18 protein-coding genes and 1 pseudogene are annotated in these 18,970 nt (G+C 74.8%); 1 reads left to right on the plus strand and 18 read right to left on the minus strand.

The genetic code is table 11. The features are described 5' to 3' along the window. Window positions 1–96 precede the first annotated feature (96 nt). Window positions 97–795 carry an LON peptidase substrate-binding domain-containing protein gene (locus JQX11_RS26915; protein WP_204927745.1) on the plus strand — a complete coding sequence of 233 codons (699 nt, stop codon included), beginning with the start codon at window positions 97–99 and terminating at the stop codon, window positions 793–795. Here the strand turns inward: JQX11_RS26915 and JQX11_RS26920 are convergent. From JQX11_RS26920 to JQX11_RS27005, 18 genes and pseudogenes are all read right to left on the minus strand, one after another. Further along, a complete protein-coding gene (locus JQX11_RS26920; RefSeq protein WP_204927746.1) occupies window positions 710–1,708 on the minus strand; it encodes a DUF2567 domain-containing protein in 999 nt (332 codons plus the stop codon). The two genes, JQX11_RS26915 and JQX11_RS26920, sit on opposite strands and share 86 nt — an antisense overlap. A 56-nt stretch (window positions 1,709–1,764) precedes the next feature. Next, window positions 1,765–3,384: a MinD/ParA family ATP-binding protein gene (locus JQX11_RS26925; RefSeq protein WP_204927747.1), complete on the minus strand. Its 1,620-nt coding sequence runs from the start codon at window positions 3,382–3,384 to the stop codon at window positions 1,765–1,767. 408 nt (window positions 3,385–3,792) lie between these two features. After that, window positions 3,793–4,581, minus strand: coding sequence for a hypothetical protein (locus tag JQX11_RS26930; RefSeq protein WP_204927748.1), 789 nt, complete (start codon window positions 4,579–4,581; stop codon window positions 3,793–3,795). Window positions 4,582–4,583: 2 nt separating this feature from the next. Then, window positions 4,584–5,525: an RluA family pseudouridine synthase gene (locus JQX11_RS26935; RefSeq protein WP_088643052.1), complete on the minus strand. Its 942-nt coding sequence runs from the start codon at window positions 5,523–5,525 to the stop codon at window positions 4,584–4,586. Further along, window positions 5,522–6,172, minus strand: coding sequence for a signal peptidase II (lspA, locus tag JQX11_RS26940; RefSeq protein WP_204927749.1), 651 nt, complete (start codon window positions 6,170–6,172; stop codon window positions 5,522–5,524). The genes JQX11_RS26935 and lspA overlap by 4 nt, the downstream gene beginning before the upstream one ends. 66 nt (window positions 6,173–6,238) lie before the next feature. After that, on the minus strand, window positions 6,239–6,670 hold the full coding sequence (locus tag JQX11_RS26945) for a TraR/DksA family transcriptional regulator (RefSeq protein WP_204927750.1): 432 nt from the start codon (window positions 6,668–6,670) through the stop codon (window positions 6,239–6,241). A 223-nt stretch (window positions 6,671–6,893) separates the two neighbouring features. Next, window positions 6,894–8,396 carry a potassium/proton antiporter gene (locus tag JQX11_RS26950; protein ID WP_204927751.1) on the minus strand — a complete coding sequence of 501 codons (1,503 nt, stop codon included), beginning with the start codon at window positions 8,394–8,396 and terminating at the stop codon, window positions 6,894–6,896. A 22-nt stretch (window positions 8,397–8,418) separates the two neighbouring features. Beyond that, window positions 8,419–8,724, minus strand: coding sequence for a DUF167 domain-containing protein (locus JQX11_RS26955; RefSeq protein WP_204927752.1), 306 nt, complete (start codon window positions 8,722–8,724; stop codon window positions 8,419–8,421). An 11-nt stretch (window positions 8,725–8,735) separates the two neighbouring features. Then, window positions 8,736–8,966, minus strand: a pseudogene (locus tag JQX11_RS32770) (hypothetical protein); the annotation flags it as partial. A gap of 686 nt (window positions 8,967–9,652) precedes the next feature. Beyond that, on the minus strand, window positions 9,653–10,453 hold the full coding sequence (locus tag JQX11_RS26965; protein ID WP_088643047.1) for a DivIVA domain-containing protein: 801 nt from the start codon (window positions 10,451–10,453) through the stop codon (window positions 9,653–9,655). Window positions 10,454–10,496: 43 nt separating this feature from the next. Further along, window positions 10,497–10,802, minus strand: a complete 306-nt coding sequence (locus tag JQX11_RS26970) for a YggT family protein (protein WP_088643046.1) — start codon at window positions 10,800–10,802, stop codon at window positions 10,497–10,499. A 28-nt stretch (window positions 10,803–10,830) separates the two neighbouring features. After that, window positions 10,831–11,538, minus strand: coding sequence for a cell division protein SepF (locus JQX11_RS26975; RefSeq protein ID WP_204927754.1), 708 nt, complete (start codon window positions 11,536–11,538; stop codon window positions 10,831–10,833). A gap of 190 nt (window positions 11,539–11,728) precedes the next feature. Further along, window positions 11,729–12,475 (minus strand): YggS family pyridoxal phosphate-dependent enzyme, encoded by a 747-nt coding sequence (locus JQX11_RS26980; protein ID WP_204927755.1) that lies wholly within the window; start codon window positions 12,473–12,475, stop codon window positions 11,729–11,731. Between the two features lie 106 nt (window positions 12,476–12,581). Beyond that, window positions 12,582–13,697, minus strand: a complete 1,116-nt coding sequence (gene ftsZ / locus JQX11_RS26985; RefSeq protein ID WP_088643043.1) for a cell division protein FtsZ — start codon at window positions 13,695–13,697, stop codon at window positions 12,582–12,584. A gap of 240 nt (window positions 13,698–13,937) precedes the next feature. After that, the gene (locus JQX11_RS26990) at window positions 13,938–14,762 is read right to left on the minus strand and encodes a cell division protein FtsQ/DivIB (RefSeq protein WP_204927756.1); all 825 of its coding nucleotides are present in this window, start codon (window positions 14,760–14,762) and stop codon (window positions 13,938–13,940) included. After that, window positions 14,759–16,231, minus strand: coding sequence for a UDP-N-acetylmuramate--L-alanine ligase (gene murC / locus JQX11_RS26995; RefSeq protein ID WP_204927757.1), 1,473 nt, complete (start codon window positions 16,229–16,231; stop codon window positions 14,759–14,761). The genes JQX11_RS26990 and murC overlap by 4 nt, the downstream gene beginning before the upstream one ends. 31 nt (window positions 16,232–16,262) lie before the next feature. Beyond that, window positions 16,263–17,369 carry an undecaprenyldiphospho-muramoylpentapeptide beta-N-acetylglucosaminyltransferase gene (gene murG / locus JQX11_RS27000; RefSeq protein ID WP_088643040.1) on the minus strand — a complete coding sequence of 369 codons (1,107 nt, stop codon included), beginning with the start codon at window positions 17,367–17,369 and terminating at the stop codon, window positions 16,263–16,265. Then, a complete protein-coding gene (locus tag JQX11_RS27005) occupies window positions 17,369–18,784 on the minus strand; it encodes an FtsW/RodA/SpoVE family cell cycle protein (RefSeq protein ID WP_204927883.1) in 1,416 nt (471 codons plus the stop codon). The genes murG and JQX11_RS27005 overlap by 1 nt, the downstream gene beginning before the upstream one ends. Between the last annotated feature and the right edge of the window lie 186 nt (window positions 18,785–18,970).

Consider the following 18,970-nt stretch of genomic DNA (forward strand, 5'->3'; position numbering starts at 1 on the left):
CTAGGCGGCGGCCCGCAGGGCGACCCGCGCCGCCCGCACCGCGGGACGGTGAGCCGGGACACGCCGACCGCGCCGGATCGGGCTACGCTCGGACGCGTGACCGCACGGCTGCCGGTGTTTCCCCTCGCAACGGTGCTCTTCCCGGGTCTGGTGCTGCCGTTGCACATCTTCGAGGAGCGGTACCGCCACCTGGTGCGGGACCTGGTCGGGAAGCCCGAGGGGGTGCCCCGCGAGTTCGGTGTGGTGGCCATCCGCTCCGGCTGGGAGGTCGCCCCGGGCGCGGGCCGGGCCGCCCCGGGCGGCGGCGAGGTGACCCTGCACGAGGTGGGCTGCACCGCCGAGCTGCGGCAGGTCACCGAGCTGGACGACGGTGGCTTCGACATCGTCACGGTGGGCCGGCGGCGGTTCCGGGTCGCCGGGGTCGACCGGGAGGCCGCCCCCTACCTGACCGCCGACGTCGAGTGGCTGCCCGACCCGGCCGGCCCGGACGAGGCGGCCGAGCTGCTGGCGGCCCGGGTGATCGCGGTGTTCCGGCAGTACCTGGGCCTGATCCGGGACGACCCGCAGGAGCTGTCCGAGCAGCTCCCGGAGGACCCGACGGTGCTGTCGCACCTGGTGGCGGCCACCGCCGTGCTAACCCTGGCCGACCGGCAACGGCTGCTCGCCATCGACGACACCGCCGCCCGGCTCCGCGCCGAGCTGCGGCTGCTCAACCGCGAGTCGGCCCTGCTGCGCCAGGTGCGGGCGGTTCCGGTGCCGCTGTCGGAGCTGGCGTCCCCGCCGGCCCCCAACTGACCCCGCCCGCCGGGCCGACCTCGCCCGGCGTACCGGCCGCACCCGGCGGGCCGCCCCCGTCGGGCGCACCGACCGCGCCCGGCGCGTCCGGCCAGCCGGGGCCGCCGGGCTCCGGCTCCGGGCGCAGCGACGGCCACCGCGACCAGCCGGCCAGCAGGGTGTACGTGACGGCGGCGGCGAACGCGGCCAGCAGCAGGTTGCCGTACGGTACGGGCAGCACGCCGAAGAGCCGGTCGATGCCCCCGGCCCGCAGGTCGGCCGGCTTGCCGAACGGCGTGCCGGCGGGGGCGGTGTCGAGCAGCCGCTGGTAGCCGGCCAGCCCGACCCGGCGGCCCACCTGCCAGGCGACCAGGGCGGCACCGAGCGCGCCGACGGTCAGCGCGACCAGGTTCACCGGCCCCCGGCGGCGGCGCAGCAGCGTCCACACCGCGATCGCGGCGAGCACCCCGAACCCGATCCCGAGCAGGCTGAACCAGCCGTCGGCGGCGATCGGCTGTTCCGGCTGGGGTTGGGCGTAGACGGCCCCCTCGGCGGTCTTGAGCACGGGGGTGTCCGGGGCCAGCGCCGCCCAGAGCAGCCCCAGCGGCACCCCCGACGCGGTCAGGCCCAGCACGAGGCCGGCAGCCACCGCCCGGGTGTGCCGGGGCCGCTGCTGCACCGGCTGCGCCGGCCAGCCGGACGGCGGCGGCCACGGCAGGTACGACCCACCCGGGTCGTGGCCGGGCCCGGCCGGTTCGGGTCCGGTCGCGGCGTGGCCGGGCGCGGTCGGTTCGGGTCCCGGCGGGGTCGGGGCGTACCCGGGCCCGGCCGGTGGCCCGTCGGCGGGCGGCCCGGTCGGGACGGCGTGCGGGGTGGGCGCGGCACCCGCCGGGGTGTCGGCGGGGCGGTGCGGATCGGGGGTGTCCGGGCTCACCCGATGATCCTCTCAGGCCGGGCGGTACGGCGGGGCGGCGGAGCCCGTACCACCCCTCACCGGGCGAACGGTTCCAGCATCACCGAGGCCGCCCGCAGCCACGCGGCCCGGGTCTCCGCCTGGAGCTGGTGGTACTCGATCGACGAGCCGGTCTCCAGCACCGGGTCGTACGGCACGACGGCGACGGCCCGGGTGCGGGTGGCGAAGTGCCGCTCCAGGTCGTCCTGGAGCGTCGACCGGCCGGGGGTGGGGCAGGAGATCAGGGTGACCGCGTTGTCGGCCAGCTCACCCATGCCCTCCTCGTGCAGCAGGTCGAGCATCCAGTCGGCGCTGAACGCGGCGTCCTCGCGGGGCACGGTGGTCACCACGAGCTGGTCGGCGGCGTGCATGACCGTCCGCCAGTTGGGGCTCTCCACGTTGTTGCCGGTGTCCACGCAGACCACGTCGTGGGTACGGCGCAGCAGCTCCAGCACCCGCTTGACGGTGAACTGGTCGAGCCGCTGGGCGAACCGGGGGCTCTCCTCCCCGGCCAGCACGTCGTACGAGCCGTCGGAGGCGTGCCGCAGGTAGTCGTCGAGGGATTCCAACAGCTCCGCGCCGTCGCGGATCTCGATGTGCGCCAGGTCGCTGATCAGGTGCCGGATCGTCCGGGCGTGCCGGGCGCTGCCGGCGCGCAGGCCGAGGGTGCCACGCAGCTCGTTGTCGTCCCAGGCGAGCACGCCCCGGCCCCGGACGCTGCCGACGGTGGCGGCGGCGAGCACCGTGGCGGTGGTCTTGTGCACCCCGCCCTTGGGGTTGGCGAACGCCAGCACCCGGGGGGTGCCGAGGTCGCGGCGGAGGATGCCGGCGGCCCGTTCCTGCTCGTCCTGGGGGCCCTGCTGACGCCACTCGATGCGGGCCGGCTCGATCCGGGCCGGGTAGCCCCGGTCGGCGGTCACCGCCGGCGGATACGCCGCCGGCTCGGGCTGGTACGTCGGCTCGGGTTGGTAGGTCGGTTCCGGCTGGTACGTCGGTTCGGGCTGGTAGACCGGCTCCGGCTGGTACGTCGGCGTCGCCGGGTAGCCGGGCTCGGGATACGCCGCCGGCTCGGGGTAGGCGGGTTGCGGCGGCTGGTACGTCGGCTCGGGGGGTGCGTAGCCGGGTGCGCGGTAACCGTTGTCGAGTAGCGCATAGCGGGACTCGGGGGGCGGCGGCTCGGCCCGGTAGCCGTTGTCGAGCAGCGCGTAGCGGGACGGGACGACCGGCGGCTCCGGCGGCCGGGCCGGCTCCGGCAGGTATCCGGGGTCGGCCGGGTAGCCGCCGGGGGCGCGGTAGCCGGGATCGGCCGGATAGCCCGGGTCGGCCCGGTAACCCTGGTCGACCGGATAGCCGGGGTCGGCGCGGTGGCCCGGGTCCGCCCGGTAGGCGGCGCCGGCGCGGTAGCCCGGGTCGGGGGCGTAGCCGGGATCGGGGCCGTAGCCCGGGTCGGGCGGTGGCGGCACGGCGGCCGATCCCCGGCCGGACCAGCCACCGCCGGGCATCCGGCCGGGCAGCGGCTCCCGGGGCGCGTCCTCGCCCCGGCGGTCCGGCTCCGCCGGTTCGGCGGCGCGCCCGCCGAGGCGGGCGCGCTCGAAGAGCGTCCGCCATCGCGGTGCCGGTTCGGCCGACCGGCCCCAGCCGGTCTCGGTGCCGTCCAAGGCTCGCCCTCCCGCGCCGTCGATCTCCGCCTGACAGGCTACGAACGAAACCCTATTCGGACCACACCGGTCTGCACACATCTGCCGGGGACAATACTTACCGCGATCGGACGCGAGACGCACCGCGACGGGCGTCCGGGGAGGTGGGGCGGGGGTCGGCACCGGCCGGCCCCACCCCGCCCCGGTCGGCGACCGTACCGGACCGATCACAGCGGGTGCCCCTTCCGACGAATCGCCCATCCCCGCGCCCCCACCGGAACCCACCACCGGACGTCCTGGCCGGTCGACGGGACGTCCACCCGCTGCGGTGGGACGTCCCGGATCCCTTCGCCGGGCCGCTCGGGCAGGGCGGCCCGCTCGGACAGACGGCCCCACGGCCGGTGGCCGGGCCGGGCGGTCGGGAGCGGGTCAGCCGGGTGACGTGGCGGTGTCGGCGGGGGGCCGGGCCACGTCCCGCTGCTCCGGCAGCGGCGGCAGGAACACCGTCCGGTCCAGCCGGGTCACCTCCGGGGCGGGGTCGACCGCGCGGACCCCGTCCCGCCCGGCCGTGGCGCGCAGGGCGGGCGGCTCGGCCCGGACCACCGCCGCGTAGACGCAGGCGCACGCCGACCGGTAACCGGCCGCCTCCCGCGCCGCGACCTGCGCCCCGGTCTCGTACCCCCGGCGGGTCGTCGGGTCGGTGCCGGCGGCGGCCCGGGTGCGCTGGTCGGCGGCCTCCCGGTCCTTGCGGTCGGCCAGGCCGGCCATGCCGGCGGTCACGTCCTGCGGCAGTCGCTGCGCCGGCAGCCGGACCACCTCGGTCTGCCGGTCGGGCAGCGGCACCCGGACCACCACCGCCGTGACCTCGACGCCGGCCAGCAGCGCCGGCAGCTCGTCCGGCGCGACGTACCTGTCGAAACTCACCAGCGCGTACGCCCCGGCGGTCAGCGCGGCCAGTTCGGCCCGGCTGGCGGTGGCGTAGCCGGGCAGCGAGTCCCCGGGCAGCACCCCGACCCGGGTGACCTGCCCGACCGTACGGTCACCGACGGGTGCCGGCCGGCGGGCCGACCAGCCGGCGGCGAGCAGCACCGCGCCGACGGCGAACACCGCCGTGGTGACCAGCCAGCGGGCCGGCCGGGACGTCCCGGCGGCCGGGACGCCGGTCGCCGGGGTGTCGTCGCCGTCCGGCCCCGGGCCGGCCGACGGGTCGTGCCGCACGGTCAGTCGCGCAGGATGGTCAGCGCGCGGGCCAGGTCGTCCGGGTACTCGCTGACGAAGGTCACGTCGTCGCCGGTGCGCGGGTGGGCGAAGGTCAACGACCTGGCGTGCAGCCACTGCCGGCGCAGTTCGAGCCGGGCCGACAGGGTCGGGTCGGCGCCGTAGGTGAGGTCGCCGACGCAGGGGTGCCGCAGGGTCGAGAAGTGCACCCGGATCTGGTGGGTACGCCCCGTCTCCAGCCGGACGTCGAGCAGGCTGGCCGCCGGGAACGCCTCGATGGTGTCGTAGTGGGTGACGCTCGGCTTGCCGTCGGAGACCACCGCCCAGCGGTAGTCGTGGTGCGGATGCCTGTCGATCGGGGCGTCGATGGTGCCGCGCGACGGGTCGGGGTGCCCCTGGACCACCGCGTGGTAACGCTTCTCCACCTCGCGGTACTTGAACGCCCGCTTGAGCGCGGTGTACGCCTGCTCGCTCTTGGCCACCGCCATGATCCCGGTGGTGCCCACGTCGAGGCGGTGCACCACGCCCTGCCGCTCGGCGGCCCCGCTGGTGGAGATCCGGTGCCCGATCGCGGCCAGGCCACCGATGACGGTCGGGCCGGTCCAGCCGGGACTGGGGTGGGCGGCCACCCCGACCGGCTTGTCCACCACGACGATGTCGTCGTCGGCGTAGACCACGGTCAGCCCGGGGACCGCCTGCGGGACCACGGTCGGCGGCGCGACCGGGGCGGGCAGCGTCACCTCCAGCCAGGAGCCGGCCCTGACCTTGTGCGAGTTCTGCCGGGCCGCGCCGTCGACCAGCGCGTCCCCCGCGTCGACGAGTGCGGCGGCGGCGGTGCGGGAGAGCCCGAACAGCCGGGACACCGCCTGGTCGAGCCGCATGCCGTCGAGGCCGTCCGGGACGGGCAGGGACCGGTGGTCGCCACCGGTGGCGGTGGAGGTCATGCCCGCTCCCGGGGTTCGGCGTCGGTCGGCGCGGTCTCGGCGGACACCGGCCCGGTGGACGGCCCGGCCGCCTCCGGGGCGGTGTCGCCCCTGGCCCCGATCCGTCGCCCGTCGCGCTGCCGGCCGGTCAGTTCCAGCAGGACGGCCAGCAGCACCCCGGCGACCAGGCAGCTGTCGGCCAGGTTGAACACCGGCCAGACCTGGCCGTACGGGTCGAAGAGGCTGACCATGTCCACCACGTGCCCGACGAAGTGACCGGGTGCGCGGAAGATCCGGTCGGCGAGGTTACCCAGCGCCCCGCCCAGCACCAGCCCCAGGGAGACCGCCCAGGGCAGCGAGCGCAGCCGCAGCGCCATCCAGGTGATCCAGCCGACCACCCCGATGGTGATCAGCGGGAACACCCAGGTGTGGTCGGCGCCGATGCTCCACGCCGCGCCGCTGTTGCGGGTCAGGGTGAGGTAGACCGCCCCGCCGAGCAGGCGGACCGGCGGGCGGTCGTCGAGCTGTTGCAGGGCGAGGTGCTTGGTGAGCAGATCCGTCAGCAGCGCGAGCAGCGCGATGCCGACGAGGAGCACGACCGCCCTGCGGCGGGGCGTACGGCCGGCCGGCTCGGTGGTGCCGGGTCCGGCGGTCGGTGCTGTGGTCATCGACTCCCCATCGACTGTCCCGACGACGCAGGTCCGCCGTCTCGCGAGGTCACCGGGGAGCGGATGTCAGCGCCGCTCCTCCAGCTGCTTGCAGGTCACGCAGAGGGTCGCCGACGGGAAGGCCGCGAGCCGCTCCACCGGGATCGGGTTCCCGCACCGCTCGCACCATCCGTAGCCGCCCTCGTCGAGCCGCTCCAGGGCACGCTCGACCTGGGTGATCCGTTCCCGGATGCTGTTGGCGAGAGAGATCTCCTGCTCACGCTCGAACGTCTTGGTGCCGGTGTCGGCCTGGTCGTCCCCGGCCGAGTCGGTCAGCCGGTCGCGCTGCAGCTCGGTGATCTCGCTCAGCGTCTGATCGTACTCGGCGCGCAGCTCGTCGCGGCGGGCCGCCAGGGCCGCCCGGATCTTCTCGGTCTCCGCCGTGCTGCGGGTGGCCTGCGCGGTGGCCTTCGCCGCAGGTTTGCGACCGGCCGTCCTGGTGTCGGCTGGCTTCGCCATCGTCAGCTCCCTCAGCCGCGGGACGCGGCGCTCGGCGGTGCCCGGACAGGGTCCGCCGACGTGGCGTCCCCGGGTAACAAAACGGGCGCACGGCAACGGTGGCCGCGCACTCCGGAGGTTGGCAAGAATACGGAACGTACAGGCGTCCGACAACGTGCCGCACTGTCGTACCGCTATTCAGCCCCTAATAACCGCTAATTGGGGCAAAACGAAGACTAGCAGATCAGCCGTCCCGGTCCTCGCCGTACTCGCCGAACCACCGCGCCAGGCGGCCCCGCCGGCTGACCGCCCGCAGCCGCCGCTCCGCCTCGTCCCGCACCCCGGCGGTCGCCACGATCAACATGCTGTCGCCGGTCTTGAGCCGGGTGTCCGCGCCCGGCACGAATCCCACCCCGTCGCGCAGCACCAGGGTCACCGACGCGCCCACCGGCAACCGGAGCTCGTCCACGTGCACCCCGGCCAGCCGCGACCCCGCCGGCACCTCCAACTGGAGCAGGTCCGCCCGCATCCGCTCCAGCGGGGCGGTCTCCACCCGGATCTCGGCCGGCTCGGCGGGGGCGGTCACCCGCAACCGGCGGGCGGCCGGCGCGAGCGTGCCCGCCTGGAGCACCGTGAAGATCACCACCAGTACGAACACCGCGTCGAACAGCCGGTCCGCCCCGGGCACCCGGGCCGACAGCGGGATGGTGGCCAGCACGATCGGCACCGCGCCGCGCAACCCCGCCCAGGAAAGGAAGAGCTGCTCGCGCAGGCCCACCCGGAACGGCAACGCCGACACCAGCACCGACAGCGGCCGGGCCAGCAGCAGCAGGGCCAGCCCGGTGACCACCGCCGGCACCAGCGCGGTGTGCAGCCGCTCCGGCGTGGCCAACAGCCCGAGCAGCACGAACAACCCGATCTGCGCCAGCCAGGCCAGCCCGTCGGCGAACCCCAGGATCGCCTGCCGGTGCGGCAGTCGGGCGTTGCCGAGCAGCACCCCGGCCACGTAGACGGCGAGGAACCCGGAGGCGTGCAGCACCGCACCGGCCGCGTACGCCAGCACGGTGAACCCGACGGCGGCGATCGGGTACAGGCCGGACGACGGCAGCGCCGCCCGACGCAGCGCGAACCGGCCGGCCAGCCCGGCGGCCAACCCCACCGCCGCGCCCACCCCCAGCTCGTAGCCGACCAGGAAGACCTCGAACCACCACGGGTGCTCCACCGGCCCGGTGCGCGACAGCAGCACCACCAGGATCACCACCGGGGCGTCGTTCATGCCCGACTCGGCCTCCAGGGCGGCCACCAGCCGGGGCGGCAGCCGCAACCGGCGCAGCGTGGCGAACACCGCCGCCGCGTCGGTGGAGGAGAGCACCGCGCCGTAGAGCAGCGCCAACCGCCAGTCCAGCCCGAGCAGCAGGTGCACCACCAGGCCGACGACGACGATGCTGACCAGCACCCCGATGGTGGACAGCGCGCCGGCCAGCCCGAGCACCGGGCGTAGGGTGCTCCACCGCGCGGTGAGCCCACCCTCGGCGATGATCACGATGAGCGCGCAGAACCCCAGCATCCGGGTCAGCTCGGCGTCGTCGAACCGGATGCCCAGCCCGGCCTCGCCGATCGCCACCCCGAGCGCGAGATAGACCAGCAGACTCGGCACACCCAGTCGGGTGGAGAACCGCACCGCGCCGATCGCCACCAGCAGCACGGCCGCCCCGAGGAGCAGGGCCAGATCCAGTCCCGGCGTCACGGGCGCCCCACCCGGGGCGTCCTCACCCGGCCGATCCGTCGCGCAGTCGCCGCAACAGCGCGGTGACCTCCGGCGTCGCCCCGTCCACCAGGAAGAGCTTGTCCCGGCTGGCCGCGCCGGTGCGCAGCGCCACCGCCGCCGGGCGGACGCCCAGGGCGTCGGCCAGCGCCCGGCGGGCCGCCTCGGTGGCCCGGCCGTCCACGGCCGGCGCGGACACCGCGACCACCAGGGCGGGCCCGTGCGGGCCGGTGAAGCAACCGCCGACCCGGGGCCGGGACGCCCCAGGCTTGACCCGCACCGCGACGGTCACCGTGTCGTCCGTGGGCATCGACGCCGGCCTCAGCGGGGGTAGGTGTCGGCGAGCAGGGCGGTGTCCGGGTTGCACAGGCCGCACGGGGTGAACCCGAGGGAGACCGCCTCGTGCACCGGCAGCGGCTCGTGCTCCCGTTCGATCAGGTGGGCGCAGGAGAGCAGGTGGTAGCGGGGGTGCCCGTCGACCACCCGCACCTCGGCGTCGAGCTGGGCGACCCGGGCGGCGTCGGCGGGCGGGACCCGCTGGGCCGGCGGGTCCCACGGCGACGCGGCGTCGTCCGAGTGCTCCCAGGGCGGCGCGAGATCGTCCCCGGCCGCCCAGGCCGGGTCGTCCGGGTCGGGCCGGTCGGGGTCGGTGACCGGGTCCCACCGGGGGTCGTCCGGGTCGGGCCGGTCGGGATCGGGATCGGGGGCACGGTCGGTCGCCGGTTCGGCGCGGCCCGAGGTCGTCCGGTCCGGCGCGGCGGACACGACGACGGGCTCCCAGGGTGCCTCCGCGTCGGGCTCGCAGGCGCCGGCGTCGGGGCGGGTGGAAACGTCGACGGGGTCGCCGGCCACCGGCGCGCCGGGTGGTTGCCGCCACCCGGCGTCACCGGTGCCGAACGTCGTCGCAGGGTACGTCGTCGGTTCGTCCGACGGCGTGGTCGCGGCCGGCGGGGTGGTCGGGCGGGACTCCGTCGCGCCCCGACCCCGCGCCTGGTCCGCCGCCCTCGCTCGGGTGACGGCTGCCTGGCGGGCACCGGCCACCAACGCGACGGCGGCCAGCAGACTGGCCGCGATGGAACTGGTCAACAACGTGCTGGAGCCGTCGACGAGACCGAACGCCAGCAGGACGACCGCGACGAGGATGAGCAGCAGACTGGCGACTAGCACAGCTCACCCCCGCCGCGTCATGGGTCGTCGGCTGGGTCGGCGACCGTCGGGGGACGGTCGCCGACCGTGGATCAGCGACCTGCTTCGAGGGCGCCGGAGCGACCGCCGCCGTACGAGCCGGCGAGGCCGGCCGCGGCGAGGCCGTTGCCGCCGACGGCACGGGTGCCCTCGGCGCGGGTCATCTCGGCCTCGAGGCCCTGGCCCCGACCGTCGAGGTCCCGCAGCTGGCTCTCCAGGTACGCCTTGAGCCGGGTGCGGTACTCGCGCTCGAACTGCTTGAGTTCCTCGATGTGCTTCTGCAGCGCGGTCCGCTTGGCGTCCAGGCCGCCCATGGCCTCCTGGTGCCGCTGACGGGCGTCACGCTCCAGCGCGTCGGCCTTGGCCCGCGCCTCGCGGGTGACCTCCTCGGCCTTGGAGCGCGCCTCGGAGAGCAGCTGGTCGGCCTCCCGACGGGCGTCGGAGACGTGGTCGTCGGCGGTGCGCTGGGCCATCATCAGCACCCGCAGCGCCTGCTGCTCGCCGTCGCCGCCGACGGCCGGGCCACCGGTGGTGCGGACCTGCTCCAGCTCGGCCTGCATGGCACGGGCGGCCTGCTCGGCGGCGGCCTTGTCGCGCTGCACCCGGTCGAGCTGGGCCTTGACGTCGTTGAGCTCAGCCGCCAGCCGGGCATCGCCACCGGGGCCGGCAGGGGCCCCGCCACGACCGCCGCGCTCCACCTGGGCGCGCAGCTCGTTGTTCTCCTCGATCAGACGGGCAAGCTCACGCTCGACCTCGTCCAGGAAGGCGTCGACCTCCTCCTCGTCGTACCCCCGCTTGCCGATCGGCGGCTTTTTGAAGGCGACGTTGTGCACGTCGGCCGGTGTCAGCGGCATCGAAACTCCTCGGGTCAGTTGCGGCCGCGAAAGCGCGCGCTGGTCAGGAGAAGTTCCTGATCAGCGGATCTAACACAAACCTCATCAGCACGAACAGGATAACCAGGAGCACAAGGGAGGCCAGGTCGATGCTCACGGTACCAATTCGCAGTGGGGGGATCACCCGCCTCAACGCCTTCAGAGGCGGATCAGTGACGCTCCACACGGACTCGAGTCCGGCGGACGCGCCACGCCCCGGTTGCCACCGACGACCGTACTGGAGGACGGCACCGAGAACGAATCGGGCCAGCAGCACGATAAGGAAGACGTACAAGATCAGGTAGAGCAGCTGGAACATGATCGACAACACGGCAGCGACGTCCCTCGGTCGGGTGGACTTAGCTCAGGGAGAAAAAGCCGCCCTCAGCGATCTTGGCTTTGTCCTCCGCGGTGACCTGGACGTTGGCCGGTGAGAGCAGGAACACCCGGTTGGTCACGCGCTCGATCGTACCGCGCAGCCCGAACGCCAGCCCGGCGGCGAAGTCCACCAGCCGGCGGGCGTCGGCCTCGTCCATCTCGGTGAGGTTGATGATCACCGGGACACCGTCGCGGAAGTGCTCGCCGATGGTCCGCGCCTCGCGGTAGGTGGTCGGGTGCAGGGTGGTGATCTGGTAGCGCTGCTCCTCCTCGGCCACCACCGGTCGCTCCCGGGGCGACGCCTGCGGCGCCAGCGCGAGATTGTCCCGGGTGTGGTAGCTCAGCGCGCCCGAGGTGTCCGTACCCCCGGACCGGGTGATCGACCGGACGCTGGCCCGCTCCGGGCGCTCCGGCCGCTCGGCACGCTCCGACCGCTCGTCGTCGGCCCGGTCGGCGTCGGCCAGCCGGCTCGACCGCTCGCTCAGCCGGCCCCGGTCACCGAGGCGCGGACGCGGCGCCGGCGGCTCCTCCGCGTCGTCCTCGTCGTCGTCGGCGAACTCCTCGGCGTACCGGCTCGACCGGTACCGCGACTCGCGGTAGCCGGGCTTGTCGTAGCCCTCGTCGTAGCCCCGCTCGTCGTCCTCCTCGACGAGACCGAGCCAGACCCCCGCCTTGCGCAGTGCACCCATCCCGCGCCCTTCCGTCCGCCGTGCGGCACGCACCCCCGTGCCGTGTCGCCATGATCGCGAGTGGACTCCATGCCCACCGGATCAGAGCGGCAATCCCCGACGTGCGATTCGCGGCTCGCCCGTCGTGGCCCCCGACCGGGGGCGCCACCCCTGAACAACACTGATGTAATTTGCTTCTACCGCGGTCAGGCTACCGCAGCGTGGAACGCATTCCGAGCAACGCGCTGCCGACGCGGACATGTGTCGCGCCGTATCCGATGGCCGTTTCCAGGTCGCCGCTCATCCCGGCGGAGAGCACGGTGGCCGTCGGATACCCGACCCGGAACGCCGCCGCCACCTCGGCCAGCCGGGCGAACGCCCGTTCCGGTTCCCAGCCCAGCGGCGCCACCGCCATCAGCCCGGCCAGCCGCAGCGCCGCCGCGCCGGCCAGTGCCTCGGCCACCGGGCGCAGCCCCCGGTCGGGGTCGGCCGCGTCCGGCAGGGCGCCGCCACGCGCCGGGTCACCGTCCAGGCTGACCTGCACCAACGTCGTCAACGGACGGTCCCGCCCGGACTCGGCGGCGGTGCCCAGCGCGCGGGCCAGCCGCACACTGTCCACCGAGTGGACCACGTCGGCGTAGCGCACCACCGAGCGGGCCTTGTTACGTTGCAACTGACCGATGAAGTGCCAGCGGACGGCCGCGCCGACCGCCGCCACCTCGGCCGCCTTCGGGGCCGCCTCCTGGTCCCGGTTCTCCCCCAGGTCGGTGACCCCGAGCCCGGCCAGCGCGACCGCGTCGCCGGCCGGGTACGTCTTGGTCACCGCGATCATCGTCACCTCGGACGGGTCCCGGCCGGCGGCGGCGCAGGCGTCGGCGATCCGGGCCCGCACCGCGGCCAGCCCGGCCGCGAGCGCGGCGCGACGGTCGGCACCCACCGGATCCGGCGCAGCGGTCATCGGCCGGGCCGCCCGGTCGGCGACGCGGTGGCGCGACCCACCGGGGACGTGCCCGCCGGGGGCGGGGTGGCGTGGTCGCCGACGTGGTTGTCCGTCATCGGCGGGATCAGGAACCGTTCTTGAGGAAGTCGGGCACGTCGACGTCGTCGAAGAGCACCCGGCGCGGCGACTGCTGCGGCGGCGGCATGACGGCCGGTGCGGTGACCGCCGGAGCCTGCGGCGTGGGCTGGTTCTGGTTGCTCTTGCGCGGCGACTCGGACGCCTTGTACGCGGGCGTGCCCCCGTCGAAGCCGGCGGCGATCACGGTGACCCGCACCTCGTCGCCGAGCGCGTCGTCGATGACCGCGCCGAAGATGATGTTCGCATCCGGGTGGGCCGCGTCGGTGACCAGCTGCGCGGCGTCGTTGATCTCGAACAGGCCCAGGTCGGAGCCGCCGGCGATGGACAGCAGCACCCCCCGCGCGCCGTCCATGCTCTGCTCCAGCAGCGGGCTGGAGATGGCCGCCTCGGCCGCCTCGACCGCCCGGTTCTCGCCCCGGGCGCTGCCGATGCCCATCAGCGCGCTGCCCGCCCCGCTCATCACGCTCTTGACGTCGGCGAAGTCGAGGTTGATCAGGCCGGGCGTGGTGATCAGGTCGGTGATGCCCTGGACACCGGAGAGCAGCACCTGGTCGGCGGTGCGGAAGGCGTCCATCATGCTGATCCCCCGGTCGCCCAGCGCGAGCAACCGGTCGTTCGGGATGACGATCAGCGTGTCGCACTGGTTGCGCAGTTCGTCTATCCCCGCCTCGGCCTGCACCTGGCGGCGCTTGCCCTCGAAGGAGAACGGCCGGGTCACCACGCCGATGGTCAGCGCGCCGAGCTTGCGGGCGATGTTGGCGACCACCGGCGCGCCGCCGGTGCCCGTGCCGCCGCCCTCGCCGCAGGTGACGAAGACCATGTCGGCGCCCTTGAGCACCTCCTCGATCTCGTCGCGGTGGTCCTCGGCGGCGTTCTTGCCGACGTCGGGGTTGGCGCCCGCGCCGAGCCCCCGGGTCAGCTCCCGGCCGACGTCGAGCTTGACGTCGGCGTCACTCATCAGCAGCGCCTGCGCGTCGGTGTTGATCGCGATGAACTCGACGCCCTTGAGCCCAACCTCGATCATGCGGTTGACGGCGTTGACGCCGCCGCCGCCGATGCCGACGACCTTGATGACCGCCAGGTAGTTGTGCGGAGGTGTCATCTCCGGTCCTTTCCCTTCGAGATTGGCTCGCAGCGCCCCGGTACGGCGTGGCCCAGACCGGTGGTCGACGAGCTGTCACCAGCGAGGATCAGTGGTGAACCCTAACCCTCTACTAGAGGCTTACAGTTATGTCAACCACTGATCCTCTTCGGGGCAACGTAAGCGCCCCCACGCCGAGAGCCAAGGACCTCACCGGCGTGTCGCCGCCGGGAGCGTAACGACTCACGTTCGCTGCGGACCTCACCGGAACGTGACCACGTCCGGCGCGCTGACGTCGATCGTGTCGGCCTTCCGACCGAGCAACGCCGTCGCCACCCGCGCCTTGTCCTCGCTGCGGGTCGCGTCGCCCCACACCACCGTCCGCCCGTCGCGCAGCCGCAACCCGATCCGGGCCAGCCCCTCGACGCCCACCTCGACCAGCACGGCCCGCAGCTGCGGGGTGAGGACGGCCAGCACCTGCAACGCCGCCCGGGTGCCCGGGTCGTCCGGCCCCGGCGTGGCCAACCGCACCAGCGGCAGTCCCTGCGGGGCGCGGGGCAGCTCGCGGAACACCACCCCGCTGGCGTCGAGCACCACGAACCGGTCGTCGCGGGGCACCGCCGCCACCCCGGTGCGCTCCACCACCGTCACCACCAGGGTGTCCGGCCAGTCGCGGCGGACCGTGGCCCGCTGTACCGGGGGCAGCGCGCCGATCCGCCGGGCCGTCGCCGCCAGGTCCACCCGGGCCAGCGGCACCCCGTCCGGCACCGCCGCCGCGTCGCGCACCTCGACCGGGGTGACCAGCCGGGCCCCCTCCACCCGGACCTCGCGCACCCCGAACAGGCCGGAGCCGAGCACCGTCCAGGCCACCAGGGCGACGAGAACCAGCACCCCGGCCAGCACCGCCCAGGGCAGGGCGGCCCGCATCCGCCGCTGCCGGGCCCGCGCCATGAACCGCCGGGTGGACGGCGGGACGGCGTCGCTACCGGCCCGCACGAGCTGCCAGCGCCGCACCGGACCACGTCGGGGGCCGCCGTCCGCGCCCGTGGCGCGGCCGGTCCGGCCCCGGGCCGGGCCGGGACTCATCCGGTGGTGAAGGCCGTGCCGTCCCGGCCCGACCCGGTCGCCGGCCCGGTCACCCGGGCGGTCAGCGCGTCGAGCAGCTGGTCACCCAGCAGCGAGCTCGGCGGAGCGCCCATGGTCACCACCACGTCGCCCGGACGGGCCCGGCGGGCCACCTCCACCGGCGCGTCGTCGAACGAGTCCACGAAGACCTTGTGCGCCGCGTCCAGCGGCACCGCCGCCAGCAACGCCGCCGACCCCTCGCCCGGCTGGCGCAGCTCACCGGGGCCGAAGACCTCCAGCAGCACCAGCTCGTCGGCGATGCCCAGGGCGGCGGCGATCTCCGCCTGGAGGTCGCGGGTGCGGTAGAGCCGGTACGGCTGGAACACCACGATCAGCCGGCCGTCGCCGGCCACCTCCCGCAGCGTCTGCAGGGCCAGCGTCATCGAGGTCGGGTGGTAGGCGTACTCGTCGTAGACCAGCACCCCGTCGGCGACGCCCTTACGCTCGAAGCGTCGGCGTACCCCGGGGAACGCGGCCAGCGCCGCCTCGGCCGCCGCCACCGGCAGGCCGAGCAGGTGGGCGGCGAGCACCGCCGAGGCGCTGTTGAGCCCCATGTGCCGCCCCGGCACCGGCAGCCGGATCTCGCCCAGCGACCGGCCGTCCAGCGCCGCCAGGTAGCGAACCCCCTGGGCCGACGAGGCCATCTCGGACAGCCGCAGGTCGGCGTCGGCCGCCTCGCCGTACGTCCAGACCCGCCGCCCCTCGGCGCGCAGCGTCTCGGCCAGCCGCCGCCCGCCCGGGTCGTCGGCGCAGGTGATGACGAACCCGGCCGGGTCGGTGAGCCGGGCGAACTCGGCGAAGGTCGCCTCCAGGGTGGCCAGGTCGCCGTAGGTGTTCAGGTGGTCGGCCTCGATGTTGGTGATGATCGAGACGAACGGGCGGTAGATCAGGAACGACCTGTCGCTCTCGTCGGCCTCGACCACGAAGTGCTCGCCGGTGCCGTGGTGCGCCCCGGAGCCCACCTCGGAGATCTCCCCGCCGATGACGAAGGACGGGTCGACCCCGGCCTGCTGGAGCACCATGGTCACCATCGAGGTGGTGGTGGTCTTGCCGTGGGTGCCGGCCACCGCCACCGTCCGCCGGCCGGTCATCGCCGCCGCCAGCGCCTCGGAGCGGTGCAGCACCCGCAGCCCACGCCGCCGCGCCTCAACCATCTCCAGGTGGTCCTGCGGGATGGCCGAGGAGTAGACCACGGTGTCCACCCCGTCGAGGTTGGTCGCCTCGTGGCTCATGTGGATGGTGCCGCCCAGCGCCCGCATCCCGGCCAGCGACGGCCACTCGCGCAGCTCGCTGCCGGAGACCGGCAGGCCCCGGGTGAGGAAGAGCCGGGCCAGGCCGCTCATGCCGACCCCGCCCACCCCGATCAGGTGGATCCGGCCCAGGTCCTCCGCGGTGAGCGTGCCGGCCGGGGTGAACTGCGCGGTGTTCATGCCAGGTACCTTCCCGTCGCGCTGGACCGGCTCACCGGGCCACCGCCTCGTAGACGAAGTTGAGCAGGGCCACGTCGCCGTCGCGTCGCCCGTACGCGGCGGCGGCGGCACCCATCGCGTACAGCCGCTGCGGGTCGCGCAGCAGGGGCAGCACGGTGCGCTCCAGCCACGCCGGGGTCAGTTCGGCGTCGTCGACGAGCAGCCCGCCGCCGGCCTCCACCACGGGCAGCGCGTTGCGCTTCTGCTCCTGGTTGGAGTGCGGGTACGGCACGTAGATGGTGGGCAGTCCGATGGCGGCGACCTCGGCGCAGGTCATCGCCCCGCCCCGGGCCAGCATCAGGTCGGCGGCGGCGTAGCCCAACTCCATCTCGGACAGGTAGGGCAGCGCCACGTACGGCACCGGCAGGTCGGTGGGGATCGGCACCGGCTCGTTGCGGGCGCCCATCACGTGCAGCACCTGCACGCCGTTGCGGGCCAGCTCCTTGGCCGCGCCGGAGACCGCCAGGTTGATCGACCGGGCGCCCTGCGAGCCGCCGGCGACGAAGAGCACCGGCAGGTCGGGGCGGAGTCCGAAGTGGGCGCGGGCGGCGGCCCGCACGGCGTTGCGGTCCAGCCCGGCGATGCCCCGGCGCAGCGGCACCCCGACCACCCGGGCGTCGCGCAGCGCCTCGGCCTGGGCCGGCTGGTGCGGGAAACCGACGGCGATGTTCTTGGTGAACTTCATCCCGAGCCGGTTGGCCACCCCCGGCGGGACGTTCACCTCGTGGATGACGATCGGCATCTCGCGCCGCCAGGCGGCCAGGTAGCCCGGGACGGAGACGTACCCGCCGAAGCCGACGACCACGTCGGCGGCGACCTCGTCGATCACCTTGCCGGCGGCGCGGGCCGCCTTCCACATCCGGTCCGGGGTGCGGACCAGGCCCATGTTGACCGAGCGGGGCAGCTGGTAGGCGGGGATCTGCCGCAGGTCGTAGCCGGCCGGCGGGATCAGCTCGTTCTCCAGGCCCTTGGGGGTGCCGAGGCAGGTGATCCGGACGCCCGGGTCGTGTCGGCGCAGGCAGTCGGCGAAGGCGAGCAGCGGGTAGATGTGCCCACCGGTGCCCCCTCCACAGAGCACCACCGAACGCAGCGGACCCATCAGCGTCTCCTCTCGCTCGCCGGCCCGCCCCGGGTCCGGTCCTGCCGGACGCCGCGCGGTACGGCCTGATCGTCGGGTCGCCGCCCGCGCGCCCGGGGTACGGACCCCGGGGCAGCCGGTGGCGACGCCGGTCGGCTCCGCGCACCGGGAAGCGGCGGCAACGGGGCCCAGACTAGTCGGACCCATCGGGCGGGCGGACGGGCGTGCAGGGCTCGGGCCGCGTCGGGCTCGGCGCGGGCGAAGGAGGCGAGCATGCCCACCGCGGCCAGGGTGACGACCAGGGCGCTGCCCCCGTCGGAGATGAACGGCAGCGGTACGCCGGTCAGCGGCAGCAGCTTGGTCACCCCACCGATGTTGATCACGGCCTGGCCGACCAGCCACGCGGTGACGGCGGTGGCGGCGAGCCGGCGGAACGGGTCGGCGACCCGGCGGGCGATCCGCAGCCCGGTGTAGGCCAGCACGGCGAACAGCACCAGGATGACGGTGCAGCCGACCACGCCCAGTTCCTCGGCGATGACGGCGAAGATGAAGTCGTTGTGGGCCTCCGGCAGCCAGCCGAACTTGATGCTGCTCTTGCCCAGGCCGACGCCGAACCAGCCGCCGTGCTCGATGGCGTTGCGCGCCTGGACCATCTGCCAGCAGCCCTCCAGCGCCTGCTCGGCGCAGACCTTGGGGTCGGGCGTGTCGAGGAACGAGGTGAGCCGGGCCAGCCGGTAGTTCTCCTGGCCGCGCGCCCCGGAGCCGGCCCCGAGCGAGGCCACCGCGATCAGCAGGCCGACCCCGACCAGGCCGACCGCGGACAGCGCGGCGAAGACCCGCAGCCGCACCCCGGCCGCCCACAGCAGCCCGACCACGATGGCCAGCAGGCAGAGCATGCTGCCCAGGTCGTTGTAGCCGACCAGGACGAACAGCAGGCCGACCACCGGGAACAGCGGGGTGGCCAGCTCCCGCCACCAGCCCAGTGCCGCGCCCTTGCGGGCGATCACGTGCGCGCCCCACAGCACCAGCGCCAGCTTGGTCAGCTCGGCGGGCTGCACCTGGATCGGCCCCAGGTAGAGCCAGAGCAGGTGGGCCCGCAGCGGCCCCACCGAGGTCACCCCGAACAGCGCTTCCAGGGCGACCAGCAGGTTGAGCACCAGCAGCAGCACCACGGCCCCGCCGAGCAGCGGTCGGCCCAGCGAACGGAAGGTGGTGGCCGGCAGCCGCTGGCAGGCCCAGAACGCGACGATGCCGATCACCGCGAAGATGGCCTGCTTGGTCACCGAGGCGGCGGCGTCGCCGGCCTCGGCGTAGTCGCGCACGCTGGTGGCCGAGAAGACCATGGTCAGGCCGATCAGCAGCAGCAGGCCGGCGCTGGACAGCAGCAGGTAGTAGGAGGTCAGCGGGCGGGCCAGCAGGCCGCGCAGCGCCGCCAGGCCGCTGGCCGGGCCCAGCCCGGACAGCCCGCCGGGCGGGTCGGCGGTACGTCCCGTCCCCGCGGCCCGCCGCGGCTGGGTCTCCGTCGTCGTCCCGGTGCTCGTGCCTCGGTCCTCCCCCACCCGCCCATCATCGCCGCTGCGGGCGGCCCGTTCCGGCCGTTCCCCCCGGTCGGCGTGTCGAAA

Origin of the sequence: Micromonospora humida, from assembly GCF_016901255.1 — a bacterium.
GTDB classification, from domain to species: domain Bacteria; phylum Actinomycetota; class Actinomycetes; order Mycobacteriales; family Micromonosporaceae; genus Micromonospora; species Micromonospora wenchangensis.